Annotated in this window: 15 protein-coding genes; 9 read left to right on the top strand and 6 right to left on the bottom strand. The window is 36.6% G+C overall.

Going from position 1 to position 13,203, the window contains the following annotated elements; all coding sequences use genetic code 11:
* The first annotated feature begins 64 nt into the window (after positions 1-64).
* On the top strand, positions 65-1,543 hold the full coding sequence (locus QMN76_RS05455; RefSeq protein ID WP_282024243.1) for a SulP family inorganic anion transporter: 1,479 nt from the start codon (positions 65-67) through the stop codon (positions 1,541-1,543).
* Between the two features lie 337 nt (positions 1,544-1,880).
* On the opposite strand, the gene QMN76_RS05450 is transcribed toward QMN76_RS05455, so the two are convergent.
* Positions 1,881-2,474: a hypothetical protein gene (locus tag QMN76_RS05450; protein ID WP_152534196.1), complete on the bottom strand. Its 594-nt coding sequence runs from the start codon at positions 2,472-2,474 to the stop codon at positions 1,881-1,883.
* Between the two features lie 233 nt (positions 2,475-2,707).
* Here QMN76_RS05450 and metX point away from each other — a divergent pair, with 233 nt between their 5' ends.
* Complete coding sequence (gene metX / locus QMN76_RS05445) at positions 2,708-3,895, top strand: homoserine O-acetyltransferase MetX (RefSeq protein WP_282024244.1); 1,188 nt, start codon at positions 2,708-2,710, stop codon at positions 3,893-3,895.
* Positions 3,885-4,481, top strand: coding sequence for a methionine biosynthesis protein MetW (gene metW / locus QMN76_RS05440; RefSeq protein WP_282024245.1), 597 nt, complete (start codon positions 3,885-3,887; stop codon positions 4,479-4,481). The genes metX and metW overlap by 11 nt, the downstream gene beginning before the upstream one ends.
* Here metW and QMN76_RS05435 read toward each other — a convergent pair.
* The gene (locus QMN76_RS05435; protein ID WP_282024246.1) at positions 4,467-4,841 is read right to left on the bottom strand and encodes a hypothetical protein; all 375 of its coding nucleotides are present in this window, start codon (positions 4,839-4,841) and stop codon (positions 4,467-4,469) included. The genes metW and QMN76_RS05435 overlap by 15 nt on opposite strands.
* Before the next feature lie 398 nt (positions 4,842-5,239).
* Here QMN76_RS05435 and QMN76_RS05430 point away from each other — a divergent pair, with 398 nt between their 5' ends.
* Positions 5,240-6,193, top strand: a complete 954-nt coding sequence (locus tag QMN76_RS05430; RefSeq protein ID WP_034339912.1) for a YihY/virulence factor BrkB family protein — start codon at positions 5,240-5,242, stop codon at positions 6,191-6,193.
* Positions 6,194-6,252: 59 nt separating this feature from the next.
* On the opposite strand, the gene QMN76_RS05425 is transcribed toward QMN76_RS05430, so the two are convergent.
* A complete protein-coding gene (locus QMN76_RS05425) occupies positions 6,253-6,816 on the bottom strand; it encodes a septal ring lytic transglycosylase RlpA family protein (protein ID WP_235176839.1) in 564 nt (187 codons plus the stop codon).
* A 333-nt stretch (positions 6,817-7,149) separates the two neighbouring features.
* On the opposite strand from QMN76_RS05425, the gene aroQ reads away from it, so the two are divergent.
* From aroQ to accC, 3 genes are read left to right on the top strand one after another with little or no spacing between them, the layout of a single operon-like run.
* On the top strand, positions 7,150-7,602 hold the full coding sequence (aroQ, locus tag QMN76_RS05420; protein ID WP_034339913.1) for a type II 3-dehydroquinate dehydratase: 453 nt from the start codon (positions 7,150-7,152) through the stop codon (positions 7,600-7,602).
* Complete coding sequence (locus tag QMN76_RS05415; RefSeq protein ID WP_034339916.1) at positions 7,602-8,054, top strand: acetyl-CoA carboxylase biotin carboxyl carrier protein; 453 nt, start codon at positions 7,602-7,604, stop codon at positions 8,052-8,054. Before aroQ ends, QMN76_RS05415 begins: the two co-directional genes overlap by 1 nt.
* A 4-nt stretch (positions 8,055-8,058) precedes the next feature.
* Positions 8,059-9,408, top strand: a complete 1,350-nt coding sequence (accC, locus tag QMN76_RS05410; protein ID WP_282024247.1) for an acetyl-CoA carboxylase biotin carboxylase subunit — start codon at positions 8,059-8,061, stop codon at positions 9,406-9,408.
* 21 nt (positions 9,409-9,429) lie between these two features.
* On the opposite strand, the gene QMN76_RS05405 is transcribed toward accC, so the two are convergent.
* Both QMN76_RS05405 and QMN76_RS05400 read right to left on the bottom strand, forming a co-directional pair.
* Positions 9,430-9,981 (bottom strand): adenine phosphoribosyltransferase, encoded by a 552-nt coding sequence (locus QMN76_RS05405; RefSeq protein ID WP_282024248.1) that lies wholly within the window; start codon positions 9,979-9,981, stop codon positions 9,430-9,432.
* Between the two features lie 93 nt (positions 9,982-10,074).
* Positions 10,075-10,914 carry an SDR family NAD(P)-dependent oxidoreductase gene (locus QMN76_RS05400; RefSeq protein WP_282065814.1) on the bottom strand — a complete coding sequence of 280 codons (840 nt, stop codon included), beginning with the start codon at positions 10,912-10,914 and terminating at the stop codon, positions 10,075-10,077.
* A gap of 126 nt (positions 10,915-11,040) precedes the next feature.
* Between QMN76_RS05400 and QMN76_RS05395 the strand changes: the two genes are divergently transcribed.
* Positions 11,041-11,754, top strand: a complete 714-nt coding sequence (locus QMN76_RS05395; protein ID WP_282024394.1) for an NAD-dependent deacylase — start codon at positions 11,041-11,043, stop codon at positions 11,752-11,754.
* 14 nt (positions 11,755-11,768) lie between these two features.
* Complete coding sequence (locus QMN76_RS05390; protein ID WP_282024249.1) at positions 11,769-12,344, top strand: uracil-DNA glycosylase family protein; 576 nt, start codon at positions 11,769-11,771, stop codon at positions 12,342-12,344.
* Between the two features lie 60 nt (positions 12,345-12,404).
* On the opposite strand, the gene QMN76_RS05385 is transcribed toward QMN76_RS05390, so the two are convergent.
* Entirely contained in the window at positions 12,405-13,121 is a 717-nt protein-coding gene (locus QMN76_RS05385) for a MarC family protein (protein WP_034339927.1), read from the bottom strand.
* Between the last annotated feature and the right edge of the window lie 82 nt (positions 13,122-13,203).

Raw genomic sequence — 13,203 nt, 5'->3', positions numbered from 1 at the left:
TAAATTTTTTCCAATAAAGTAGCCTGTTAAAAAGGTTATTTAGAATATTATATAGGGTTCTTGTATGCTATTGTCCTCAACTCGACAGGACTGGCTGGGCAACATTCGTGCGGATGTTTTGGCTGGGATTGTTGTTGCTCTTGCGTTGATTCCTGAATCAATTGCTTTTTCTATTTTTGCTGGGGTAGACCCCAGTGTTGGGCTATATTCTGCGTTTTGTATTCCCTGTGTCTTAGCCTTGTTTGGTGGTAGGCCAGCAATGATTTCTTCCTCGACGGGGTCAATGGCATTGTTGATGGGGGGATTGGTTCATGATCATGGACTTAATTATTTGCTCGTTGCTGGTATTTTAGCAGGGATCTTTCAAATTATCGCTGGATATTTAAAGCTTGGAAATTTAATGCGTTTTGTATCACATTCTGTTGTGACAGGTTTTGTAAATGCGTTAGCTATTTTAATTTTCATGGCACAAATGAGAGAAATTATGGGTGGTGGTTGGCATGTTTATGCATTGACCCTTGGTGGACTAGCCATCGTTTATTTGTTTCCATATATAACAAAAGTGATTCCATCACCTTTGATCTGTATTTTAATTATTACTGGTATTGCAATTGGTTTGGGATGGCATGTTCCAACTGTGGGCAGTAAAGGGCATTTGCCAGATGGATTGCCAGCTTTATTGCTTCCCAATGTTCCTTTTAACTTAGATACTTTATGGATTATTTTACCCTATTCTTTTGGCTTGGCTGCGGTTGGGCTGCTAGAAACGATGATGACAGCAACGATTGTTGATGAATTTACAGAAACGGGCAGCGATAAAAATCGTGAGTGTAAAGGTCAAGGTATTGCCAATATTATCACCAGTTTTTTTGGTGGTATGGCTGGGTGTGCGATGATTGGCCAGTCAGTAATTAATATTAAATCAGGTGGTCGTGGCCGTTTATCAACAATGGTTGCTGGGGTTTTCTTATTAATTCTGGTTGTATTTTTAAAAGATTGGGTTGCAAAGATTCCAATGGCAGCTTTGGTTGCTGTGATGATAATGGTTTCAGTCAGTACGTTTTCTTGGCAGTCTTTATTGGATTTACGCACGCATCCCTTATCAACCAGTTTTATCATGATATTAACGGTTGTTATTGTTGTAGCTACAGGAAATTTGGCATATGGCGTGTTTGCTGGGGTTTTAGTTGCATCTCTTACATTCGCAAATAAAGTTTCTCATTTTATGATGGTGCGTTCAGACTTGTCTGGTACAACACGGATCTATTTTGTGAATGGACAGGTTTTCTTTGCTTGTGCAAAGCGTTTTATCGATAGTTTTGATTATAAAGAGAATATTAAAAATATTGTGATTGATGTAACCCATGCGCATTTTTGGGATATTAGCTCGGTTGAGGCGTTGGACAAAGTTATTATTCAATTTAGAAAGGTTGGTATTCCTGTTGAAATAAAAGGAATAAATGAAGCCAGTGCGACGATTATTGATCGTTTTGGTACTCACGATAAACCCGAGGAAATTGAAAAAGTTATTGGGAAAGTTTAATTTTTTATTATTAGAATATAAAATAACTTATATTTGTCACAAGTAAATATAAGTTATTTTTTTGCCAGTTGCATCATATTCGTGTAGGTATCAATATACTCAATTAACTTGTTGGCGGGGATTTATCCCAGAATAGCAGGAATAATCCCTTTTTTTGTAATATAACATTACAAGCTTTGTTAAAATCCCCAACAGTTTTAAGAAAACTCCAAAACAAAGAATATTCTTAGCAGTAGAAATATATCTTATGATTGTAGAATTCTGGGATTATACAAAATTCAACATCATTACTTTGTCGTTTATGTGCATATTTATCAAGAAAAACAAATATACATTTTTACAATGAATTATTGCTCTTTTGGTGTTTTTCAATGGATTGTTTAAGACCTTTTAAGTTCGGGCCTTTTTGTGTTTCAATATAAGTCTTTCCATTCCATCTCCATACATCAGAAGCACTGACAGAGAGATCATGCATTCCTTTGTGCGTTGCTTTTTCAACTGTAATATCGCCAGTGACAGCATCTAACACTTTAACCCATTGATTATTTCTTTTAATATATCCTGTAGTAGAACAGCCCCCTGAACCACACAGACTGGCGGTCTGAATCTGTGTGAATAAAATCGTTTTGGGCTTTTTAGTGCTGGATAAATTTAGACTGCCAATTAATAACAAAGGTTGTTCGTTGCGTTGAATAGCAAAATTCATATCTGATTGATTTAATAACCGTGCGGTATTTTCTAGGGCTGTTCCTGGTTGAGAAGTTAATTTAACTTTGCCTAAAGGTGCTTTTTGTGCATGTTGTGTGCTGGTTTTTTTCTTATGATGATGGGTAACAGCTTGTGCAGAAGCAGAAAATATAAATCCTGAAACTAAAAACATTACAAGATAGTGGAAGAATTTAGAGTAAGGCGCATATCGATGGTGTTTCATGGTATGTTTCATTCTAAAAAATATCGACACTTCTTTAATATACGTGGATTTACAGTAAAGTTTTATAAATATTACAGAATATCGAAATATTAAGGTTCAAATCGTTTCTAACTTTGATAAATTATCTTAACATGTATATTCTATCAAGAAATAAAGATATAAAGTCATCAGTTTATGATGTTTTAAAAGTCATTTTATCTTGATTGTTATTAGGGGGATAATCGTTAATATTTATGGTTATATCAGAGAAACAAGAGGCGGGAAGCAAAACGAATCAAGATGAATTGATTCAAAAAATGGTATTTCCAGAAGGTATATTATTAGAAAATGGACAAAAAATAGCTCCTTTAGAAATTGCTTATCAGACTTATGGTCAGCTTTCTCAAGCAAAAGATAACGCTATTTTAATCTGTCATGCGTTGACAGGCGATCAATATGTTGCTGGCGTTCATCCAATTACGAAAAAGCTAGGTTGGTGGAGCAAAATGGTAGGGCCTGGGCTGCCTATTGATACGAATAAATATTTTGTTATTTGCACTAATGTTTTAGGAAGCTGTTTAGGAACAACAGGACCGCGTTCTATTAGAGAGGATATAACCCAGGCACGGCGTTGGGGTTCTGATTTTCCTGCAATTACAATCAAAGATATGGTGAATACGCAAAAGATACTTGTTGATTCGTGGGGAATTGAGCGTTTATTTGCAGTTATTGGTGGGTCGATGGGGGGAATGCAGGTCTTGCAATGGGCAGTCAGTTACCCAGATCAAGTTTATGCGGTGATACCTATTGCTACCTCTTCTTTTCACTCCGCGCAAAATATTGCATTTAATGAAGTGGGAAGGCAGGCTATTTTCTCAGATCCCGATTGGAGGGATGGAGAGTATTGGCGTTATGGAGTATCTCCTTATCGTGGGTTAGCAGTTGCCAGAATGATGGCGCATATTACCTACTTATCCGAGGATGCATTAAGTCGTAAATTCGGTCGTAGGTTGCAAGAAAGTTTAAAAGATTCTTCTGCTCCAATTTTTGGGGAGATGTTTCAGGTTCAAAGTTATCTACAGTATCAAGGTTCTAATTTTGTTAGGCGCTTTGATGCTAATTCTTATGTGACGATTACCCAGGCTATGGATTGGTTTGATTTATCCCAGACGCATGACGGGGATTTAGTAAAAGCTGTTGCACATGTCAAATCGAGATTTTGTGTGATTTCTTTATCATCGGATTGGTTATTTCCGACCTCAAGATCAAGAGCTATTGTTCAAGCTCTTAATCGTGTAGGTGCAAAAGTTTCTTTTGTTGAAATTGCAACGGATAAAGGTCATGATGCGTTTTTATTAGAAGAGCCTGATTTGGATATAACTATCCAAGGATTTTTATCAGGGATTGAAGAGCAAAGGCGGTTAGAAAATTATGCGTCTTGATCAACGCTGTATAGTCGATATGATTAAGCCACAATCAAAAGTATTAGATATTGGTTGTGGCGATGGTTCTTTGATTGATTATTTATGTCGTCATCATCAATGCGATGCCAGGGGCATAGAGCTCGATATGTCTTATGTGACTAAGACAGTTGCCAAAGGGTTACCTGTTATTCAAGGGAATGCTGATTTTGATTTGCAACATTACCCAACAAATGGTTTTGATTATGTGGTGTTATCCAGAACGTTACAAGCGGTGAATCATCCCAAGGAAGTTTTACAGCAAATGCTACGGATTGGTCGGCATGCGATCATTTCTTTTCCTAATTTTGGACATTGGACATTAAGGTTGCAGCTTTTGTTAAAAGGGCGGATGCCAATGACAACAGTCTGGGGGAAATACTGGTACGAAACCCCTAATATTCATCCATGTACTATGACAGATTTTGTGCATTTATGTGAAGTCGAAGGGCATCGGATTGAACGTTGGATGGCCATTGATGAACAAGGAGAGCGTGCACCGTGGCGACGTTATGTTAAGTTGGCTAACTTTTTCGGCGAGCAAGCTTTATTTTTATTGACCCGATAGGGGAGTTGGAGAAAACCTCATTGAGGTAAAGCTACATCCTGCCTCTTGTAATTTAAAGCAATTTTGTTCATTTGTAACAAGTAGGTTTTGATTCTTTTGTATAAAGGTAACCTGACATTGATGTTGATCATCTTTTCTAGGATCAGGAATGTCTGTACGAAGAATAAATCTGTTTGCTTGTCGCTCTGTATAGCCTTGGACAAAATTGCTGCATTGAATATTTTTTATATTTAGAACTGTATAAATTTGATTGATTGGGCGCGTTTGAATAAATAGATACCCTATTGATCCTGTTGGGCTTTTTCCAATATATAATTTTTCTGTAACTTGACCATAAGAGGAGGTGTAAGATAGGCACAAAATACACCCCATGAGGGCATATAGTATATATTTTTTATATTGAAACAAATATATCATAATCATCTTTAGCATAATTAACGATGTGATTTAAAAGGGTTTATCATTAAACATATATGACGCTCTATTAAAGCGTGCAATTGGTTTTAATAGGATATTTTAAATATAATTTTTTCTTATTCAATAATAAGTCTAAGTGTTTTGTATATCTGTTTACTTAATTAATTAATTTGATTTAAAACAAAATATAAAGCAATAAGATTACTATCTTTGTTGTTGCACTATGATACTTATTTTATGAGATATTGTTTGTAAAAGAAAAACCGTGTAAAATTATTGCATATTAAATTTTTAATAGTTATTCACTTTATCGATAATTAAGAGTTTGGAAAATAAAAGTAATGGATGAACTTAATAAACCGCTAGCAGAGGAAATTCTAAGGGAAAAGCAATATTCTCCTTGGAAAATTTCTTTTCGCGGTTGGTATACGATTATAGTGAATACAATTAAGACATTGATTAACGGTCCATCTATGTTGGTTGCGGCAGGATGTGCATTTTTTTCAACGCTTTCATTGTTTCCCACAATTAGTAGTTTGATATCAATGTATGGGTTAGTTTTTGACCCACAAACCGTTGAGCCACAATTAGAGTTTTTACAACATTTTTTGCCACCATCAGTTTATAATTTTTTACAGCAAATGATTCATAATATTGTTGATCAAACAGATTCTACATTAACGATACAATTAGGCATTTCAATTCTATTGGCTTTGTGGGCCTCTGCTGTAGGAACTAAAGGGTTAATTACAGGATTAAATGTGGCTTATGATCAAAAAGAGGCAAGAAATTTTTTTAAATTTCAAATTCTAGCATTATCTTTGACCTTTTGTGCGATTCTGGGAACGTCTTTGACTTTGGCTATTGTCGTTGCGGTCCCAGCTATTGTGAAATTATTACCGTTGAATGTTTTTTACGATATTATGAATTATTTTCCTAATCTTGATGATTATTTTCCAGTAATCAATATCGCAAGAACAGTTAGTAATATTGTTGTTATATTTTTCGTAATTTGGACATTTTCATTATTTTATCGTTTTGGACCTTGTCGCAAATTGGTTTTTTGGAGATGGATTTTGCCAGGGGCAATATTATCAACTCTTTTATGGTTGTTATCTGCTTTTGGTTTTTCTTTTTACGTTGCACATCTAGCTAATTTTACCAGTACTTATGGTCCTTTGGGCACTATTGCTGCTATTATGATGTGGTTCTGGGTTTCTTGCTATGTTATTTTGCTTGGTGCGCAGTTTAATTCAAAAATAGAGGAATATGTCATTAAAAAAGCCTCAACCTAAGGGAAACTAGGTGAGACTGTTTTAAAAAAGGCAATAATACTTATAAGTAAGATTGTTGGTTATTCGGGAGCCATTGCAACTTCTGTATTGTCAAGTGGGGTTATGGTTACGTGCGCAGTTCCTTTATGAACCATTCCAATTTTAGCTGCGGCCGCTTTGGATAAATCAATGATACGATTGCCTTTATAAGGGCCTCTATCATTAATCGTTACGACAACGGCATTACCACTATCGTCAGAGCGAACTAATACTTTGGTTCCCAATGGCAGTGTCGGGTGTGCTGCGGTCATTTGTTTGCTATTAAATTGTCTGCCGGAGGCTGTTCTTGTTTTGTTATGACGCCCTCCATACCAGCTGGCAGTGCCGGTCTCGGCTTGAGTATCATCTAAATGATAGGTATTATTTTGAGATTCTGGTTCAGCATTTGCATCATTTTGAGATGAAACTTGATAATGGCGAATACGGTGTGTCTTAGCTTTTTTCTTCGGGTGCTTAATAATTTTACGAAAGGCACTTTTGTTGGTAAGTTTATTTTCTGTATGTGCCTGCGCCGGTTGTGCAGCCTGGAATCCAATTCCAGTCATTAAGCAAAGACCTAATAATTTTGTACAATGTCGTCGCATTTTTCTCTCTGTTTACCTTTATAAATCCTATTGAGGATTATATCAGTAAAACTTTCTAAACTGTTATATTCATTTATTAAAGTTATAATTATATCATAAAACAACAATATAGTGGCAAAAAAATGAATTGTTAAGGGGGTTCTTATGAAGTGTGATAAATAAGCTGTTAAAAGAACGCAGCATCAAAGCTTACAAAAATGTTAGAAAAATAATGAAACAAAGTAAAATATAGAGTTTAACCAAAGTTTAATTTGGTGTAATCTTAACAGTTGCCTATTAAATGAAGTCGTTATATTTAGTGAGGATATAATTTATCTGAAAGTGTAACTGGTGATGGAATTACCGCTTGTATATGTTTTGAACGGACCAAATTTGAATATGCTGGGAATGCGCCAACCTAAAATATATGGGAACGCAACCTTGGATGATGTAGAGCAAATTTGTATTCAAAATGCAGAGCAGCTTGAGATTGCAATTGATTTTCGTCAAACGAACGACGAGGGAGAGCTAGTATCTTGGATACAAGAGTGTAGGGGTAAAGCAAAAGGGATTATTATTAATGCCGGAGCATATAGCCATACTTCTATTGCAGTTTTGGACGCGTTACTATCTGTTGAATTACCAGTTATAGAGGTACATATTTCAAATATCTATCGTCGAGAATCCTTTCGACATCATTCTTATGTTTCGCATGCAGCAACAGGAATTATCTGTGGACTAGGTCTGCAAGGATATGCCCTGGCCTTGGCTGCGATGGCTGATCTTATTCTAGAAGAGGACAATTAATGAGCAAGCTGCTCGTCGATGCCGAAGTTATTCGTGCTCTAGCTGATATTTTAACCGAAACCGGTTTAAGTGAAATTGAAATTGCAGAAAAGGATCAAAGGATTCGTGTTGCAAGAAACTTGAGTGGCAACACTGTTGTTGCTCCAGTTGGCGCAGTATCTGTCGCTGGGGATGTTCCAGCACAATCATTACAACAACCTCAGGATTTATCTAAAGATCCTGGTGCAGTTCTAAGTCCAATGATTGGTGTTGCGTATTTAACACCTGACCCATCAGCCCCTCCTTTTGTGACTGTTGGCCAGCACGTGCAGTCAGGACAAGTCATTTTGTTAATTGAAGCAATGAAAACATTTAATCAGATCAGAGCCCATAAAACAGGTAAGATTACAAATATTCTTGTTTCATCAGGTGATCCTGTTGAGTATGGTGAAGCTTTGGCAGTAATTGAATAAAATAATGTTTTCAAAAATTTTAATCGCCAATCGTGGTGAAATTGCGCTTCGTGTTTTAAGAGCCTGTCGAGAGATGGGTATTAAAACAGTGGCTGTTCATTCAACAGCAGATGCAGATGCAATGCATGTTCGTCTTGCTGATGAAAGTGTTTGTATTGGACCGCCTGCGCTTAGCGAAAGCTATCTAAATAAAGCCGCTATTTTGTCTGCTGCAATGGTAACGGGCGCAGAAGCCATCCACCCCGGGTATGGTTTTTTGTCGGAAAATGCTGATTTTGCAGAGCTTGTAGAAGAACATGGGTTGGTTTTTATTGGTCCCTCTTCACAACATATCCGGACGATGGGCGATAAAATTCAAGCTAAAACAACGATGAAGCAATTTAATGTTCCATTAGTTCCTGGGTCTCCTGGTGCATTAAAAAATATTGCTGAGGCAAAAAATATTGCTGAAGAAATTTGCTATCCTGTGTTGATTAAAGCAACAGCTGGTGGTGGTGGACGTGGGATGAAAGTTGCCCATACTGCAGCCGAACTGGAAGAAGCATGGCAGGTTGCTCGAACAGAAGCTAAAATGGCATTTGGTAATGATGAGGTTTATATGGAGAAATATCTCGATAAACCGCGTCATATTGAAATTCAAATCATGGCTGATAAACATGGTAATGTTGTTTATCTAGGTGAGCGTGATTGTTCCTTACAACGTCGACATCAAAAAGTATTAGAAGAGGCAACTTCTCCCGCGTTAAACGATGAACAACGCAAATCTATTGGAGAAATTTCTGCCAATGCAATGCGTGAACTTGGATATTGTAACGCGGGAACCTTGGAATTTTTATACCAAGATGGTCATTTTTGCTTTATTGAAATGAATACACGTTTGCAAGTAGAGCACCCTGTTACCGAATTTATTTCTGGCGTTGATCTCGTGGCAGAACAAATTCGGGTTGCTGCGGGTGAAAAGTTGAGTGTGAAGCAAGAGGATATTAAATTGCAAGGGCACTCTATTGAGTGTCGTATTAATGCAGAGGATCCTGAAACATTTGCACCTAACCCAGGTAAGATTGCTGTTTTTCATGCTCCTGGCGGGCTCGGGGTGCGTTTAGATAGTGCTTTATATGTTGGATATTCGATTCCACCATATTATGACAGTATGATTGCTAAATTAATTGTTCATGCTCCAGATCGCCCTTCTGCAATTGCACGTATGCAACGTGCTCTGGGTGAAATTGCGATTGATGGGGTAAAGACAACTATTCCGTTACAGCAAAGAATTCTTGCAGATAAAGAATTCCAAGCTGGTGAATATACAATTCATTGGTTGGAAAACTTTATTGAAAAAAATAAGAAAGTATAAACACTTTCTTATTACGCTTCATTATTTATAGATAATTACAGAATGTAAAGGGACGTCAATTTTTTCGCGTCCCTTTAATCCTTTTAATTCAATTAACGCAGCTGCACCAACAACCTCGGCACCGACTTTGCGTAATAGCTCAATAGAGGCCTGTAAAGTACCACCTGTCGCTAATAAATCATCAACAACTACAACTCGTTGGCCTGGTTTAACAGCATCTTCTTGGATATGAAGGCAGTTTTGCCCATATTCTAAGTCATAATTCAAAGAGATTGTTTTTCCAGGAAGTTTGCCTGGTTTACGAATCATAATCATGCCACATCCAAGAGCAGATGCCAATGGAGAAGCACTAACGAATCCTCTGGATTCAATGCCAGCGACTAAATCTGGATTCCATTTAGCAACACCGTTGGCCATACGTGCAGCAGCAATTTGCCATGCATCTGCATTTCTTAATAATGTTGAAATATCATAAAATAATATTCCTTTTTTTGGATAGTCAGGAATAGAGCGAATATATTTTTTTAAATCGATTTGAGGGGGATTAAATGATTCTTGCTGTGTATCGTTCATTTTTAAAGATCGTTCTTGATTAGAAAAATAATAAGGATGAAACTTTACATGTAAAAGGTTCACCCCAATTGCGCAATCAGTTTTTACAAAGACTTACTTTTTGGGAGGAGAGATAAGTTGTTGCTCTTGCCATGCTTTTTGACCTTTTCGACCAATTCTCTCTAATAAAGGCATTATAAATTTAAGTAAAGAAGGTTGCATCATTAAAGGTTTTATTTGCAGTCCACTCCATTTTGGAAGGAAATATTCTAATTTTTTTTGCCGAATAGCTTTCAGGACAGTTAAGCAAACAGCCTCGGTTGAAAGAGGGGGAGAGCAGAAGTTGAGTATAGAGCCACCACATTTCATTTCGCGATGTAGCATTTGTGTTTCAATTGCCCCAGGGAAAATAGAGGACACATAAATACGTTTGGGCCTTAGCTCCATTGACAAAGCCAAAGCAAATCCTCGCAGGCCAAATTTACTAGCAGAATATAAAGTGCTATGTTTGAGGGGTAATATTCCCCCTAGAGAATTAATAAAAATAATTGAGCTATTGCGTTTCATTAAAGGTAGCAACCCTTTGGTAATGAGAATGGCTCCTGTCAGATTAACTTGAATTTGATCAGCAATCATTTGATCGGTTTGCATTTCAAGAGGGCCTGGACAAATGGTTCCAGCACTATGGATTAAGACATCAATTTGTCCAAAACGAGAACGAATATCATTACATAAATAGGCAATTTCATTATTATGTGAAATATCGCATAGACAACCTGTAAATTCTTTACCATAGTGCAATGAAATTTGTTCAAGTTGTTTGATATTTCTTGCGACCATAATGATCCGATAGTGTTCATTCGACAAATGCTTGACTAGGTCTTTGCCCAAACCACCTGTTGCGCCTGTTATAATGGCAACTTTTTTTGAACGTTTAAAAAATTTAAAGCGCATTTGACAAATCTCAGTCCTAGTAAAAATCTATTTGCTACAGCAATTGTTAAAAAGCTATTTAATGTGTTTTTTAAGTATCTGTAAATGATTATAATAACATTATATGACATTTTCGTGGAGGAAATGATGAAAAAAATAGTTATTTTAACAGGTGCTGGGGTCAGTAAAGAATCTGGTTTGGACACTTTTCGAGATGCAAATGGAATTTGGGCCAAGTATAGTATGGAGGAAGTTTGCACGCCAGAAGGATTTAAAAGAAACCCTCAAAAATTACATGAATTTTATAATAAATTACGTAATGATTTGTCCAATGTGCAGCCTAATGCTGCTCATATTGCTTTGGCAGAATTAGAAAAAGCCATTGAGCAAAAGAAAATGGATGCAGAGTTAATCATCATTACACAAAATATTGATGATTTGCATGAAAGGGCGGGTAGTAAAAAATTATATCATATGCATGGTGAATTATATAAATTATGGTGCCGAGGATGTGATGCCAAAATCAAGTGGCAACACGATTGTTTTATAGATACGCCTTGCCCACATTGTGGTCAGCATAAATTGCGTCCTGATATCGTATGGTTTGGGGAAATGCCTTACGACATGGATGAAATTCAATCAGCCTTATTATCATGTGATCTTTTCGTATCGATTGGAACCTCGGGGGTTGTCTATCCAGCGGCTGGTTTTGTACAAATGGCTTCTTCGGGGCATGCAAAAACAGTAGAATTAAACCTAGAACCTTCGGCAGGAACAACATGTTTTAATGAAAGTAAGTTGGGGCCTGCAACACAACTTGTACCACAATTTGTAGATCAAGTTTTAAAGGATGAAATCTAACGGGAGATAAGTAAATGAGTGCATTAGAAAAGTTATTACAAGAGGTAAGAGCTTGCCATTTTTGTGAAGGGTTACCTTTGGGGCCAAAACCTATTCTTCAAGTTGGATCTTCTAAAGCACGTTTATTGATTGCTGGTCAAGCTCCAGGAACACTGGCGCATGAAAGTGGCATTACATTTAATGATCCTTCTGGAGATCGGTTAAGAGAGTGGTTACAGATTGATCGTCAAATGTTTTATAATGATGCTTTGATTGCAATTGTTCCGATGGGGTTTTGTTATCCTGGAAAAGGCAAAAATGGTGGCGATTTACCTCCACGAAAAGAGTGTGCACCAAGATGGAGGGATAAAATACTTCAACAATTACCAGAGTTGAAATTAACATTATTGGTTGGTTCTTATGCACAAAATTATATTTTTGGAAAGGGCACGGTAACTGATCGAGTTAAGAATTATAAAAATTATTTACCTGATTTTTTCCCTCTGCCTCACCCTTCGTGGAGAACATTGGCTTGGGCAAAAAAAAATCCATATTTTCAGGAAGATGTTTTGTTTGCGCTGAGGCAGAAAGTAAAAGAAATATTAAAGTAAAAGCATTATCTTACAAAAAATACATATAGTAAATTTTGTAAGATAATCATTTTTAAGAATCTACGGTTGATGGAAAATAGGCATTAAGAACCCTTGTATGCCAGTACCAACAATTTGTACACCAATACACAGTAAAACAAGTGCAGCTAATCGTGATAAAATACGTGCTCTGGATTTTCCAAGTACTTTCATGATTTTATCACAAAATGTATATGCTAAAAGAATAATAAGACATACAAAGATAACCGCCAAAAGTAATCCACTGTAAAAGTTAAATATTTTGGTAATATTTTCAGCAGGTCTGTAAGAGCTTAGTGAAATAGCGACTGCGATACAGCCTGGGCCAATTGTAAAAGGCATGGTCAATGGAAAGAATGCCGCATCTAATCCATTAGGTAACGCCATCGTACGTCCACCCTGTTCAGCTTCTTTTTGTTTACGATCAGCATTTTGTTCAGGCGCATTGAGTAATGACCATGCTCGGACTGCAATGACTAATCCCCCAGCAATACGAACTGCGTGAAGACTAATTCCAAAAAAACGAAGCGCAAATTCACCAATAAATATTGAAAATGCTAATATCATAAAGGCATAGATTGCAATTTTTTTGGCTAAAAGTCGACGTTCTGCATCCTCTCGTTCTTCAGTGACTTGATAAAAAATGAGACAAGAGCCAAGCGGATCAGCAATAGGAATTAATGCAAGAAATGCAAATAAAAAACTGCCAGAAACGCTTGTAAAAGTATGTAATAAGGGAAGAGATTCAGTAAGATGCATAATTTTACTTTGATGTCATAAAATGGAAAAATATTATTTGGTTATATTTTTCCATGTTGTTCTTGAATATTTTCTCTTATAG

The sequence above is a fragment of the Commensalibacter papalotli (ex Botero et al. 2024) genome, assembly GCF_947179115.1.
GTDB classification, from domain to species: Bacteria; Pseudomonadota; Alphaproteobacteria; order Acetobacterales; family Acetobacteraceae; genus Commensalibacter; species Commensalibacter papalotli.
This window is presented reverse-complemented; position numbering and strand designations above follow the sequence as displayed.

Coding starts and splice junctions, on each gene's coding strand:
- QMN76_RS05455 (WP_282024243.1), top strand. CDS start 65: ATGCTATTGTCCTCAACTCGACAGGACTGGCTGGGCAACATTCGTGCG.
- QMN76_RS05450 (WP_152534196.1), bottom strand. CDS start 2,474: ATGAAACACCATCGATATGCGCCTTACTCTAAATTCTTCCACTATCTT.
- metX (WP_282024244.1), top strand. CDS start 2,708: ATGGTTATATCAGAGAAACAAGAGGCGGGAAGCAAAACGAATCAAGAT.
- metW (WP_282024245.1), top strand. CDS start 3,885: ATGCGTCTTGATCAACGCTGTATAGTCGATATGATTAAGCCACAATCA.
- QMN76_RS05430 (WP_034339912.1), top strand. CDS start 5,240: ATGGATGAACTTAATAAACCGCTAGCAGAGGAAATTCTAAGGGAAAAG.
- QMN76_RS05425 (WP_235176839.1), bottom strand. CDS start 6,816: ATGCGACGACATTGTACAAAATTATTAGGTCTTTGCTTAATGACTGGA.
- aroQ (WP_034339913.1), top strand. CDS start 7,150: ATGGAATTACCGCTTGTATATGTTTTGAACGGACCAAATTTGAATATG.
- QMN76_RS05415 (WP_034339916.1), top strand. CDS start 7,602: ATGAGCAAGCTGCTCGTCGATGCCGAAGTTATTCGTGCTCTAGCTGAT.
- accC (WP_282024247.1), top strand. CDS start 8,059: ATGTTTTCAAAAATTTTAATCGCCAATCGTGGTGAAATTGCGCTTCGT.
- QMN76_RS05405 (WP_282024248.1), bottom strand. CDS start 9,981: ATGAACGATACACAGCAAGAATCATTTAATCCCCCTCAAATCGATTTA.
- QMN76_RS05400 (WP_282065814.1), bottom strand. CDS start 10,914: ATGCGCTTTAAATTTTTTAAACGTTCAAAAAAAGTTGCCATTATAACA.
- QMN76_RS05395 (WP_282024394.1), top strand. CDS start 11,041: ATGAAAAAAATAGTTATTTTAACAGGTGCTGGGGTCAGTAAAGAATCT.
- QMN76_RS05390 (WP_282024249.1), top strand. CDS start 11,769: ATGAGTGCATTAGAAAAGTTATTACAAGAGGTAAGAGCTTGCCATTTT.
- QMN76_RS05385 (WP_034339927.1), bottom strand. CDS start 13,121: ATGCATCTTACTGAATCTCTTCCCTTATTACATACTTTTACAAGCGTT.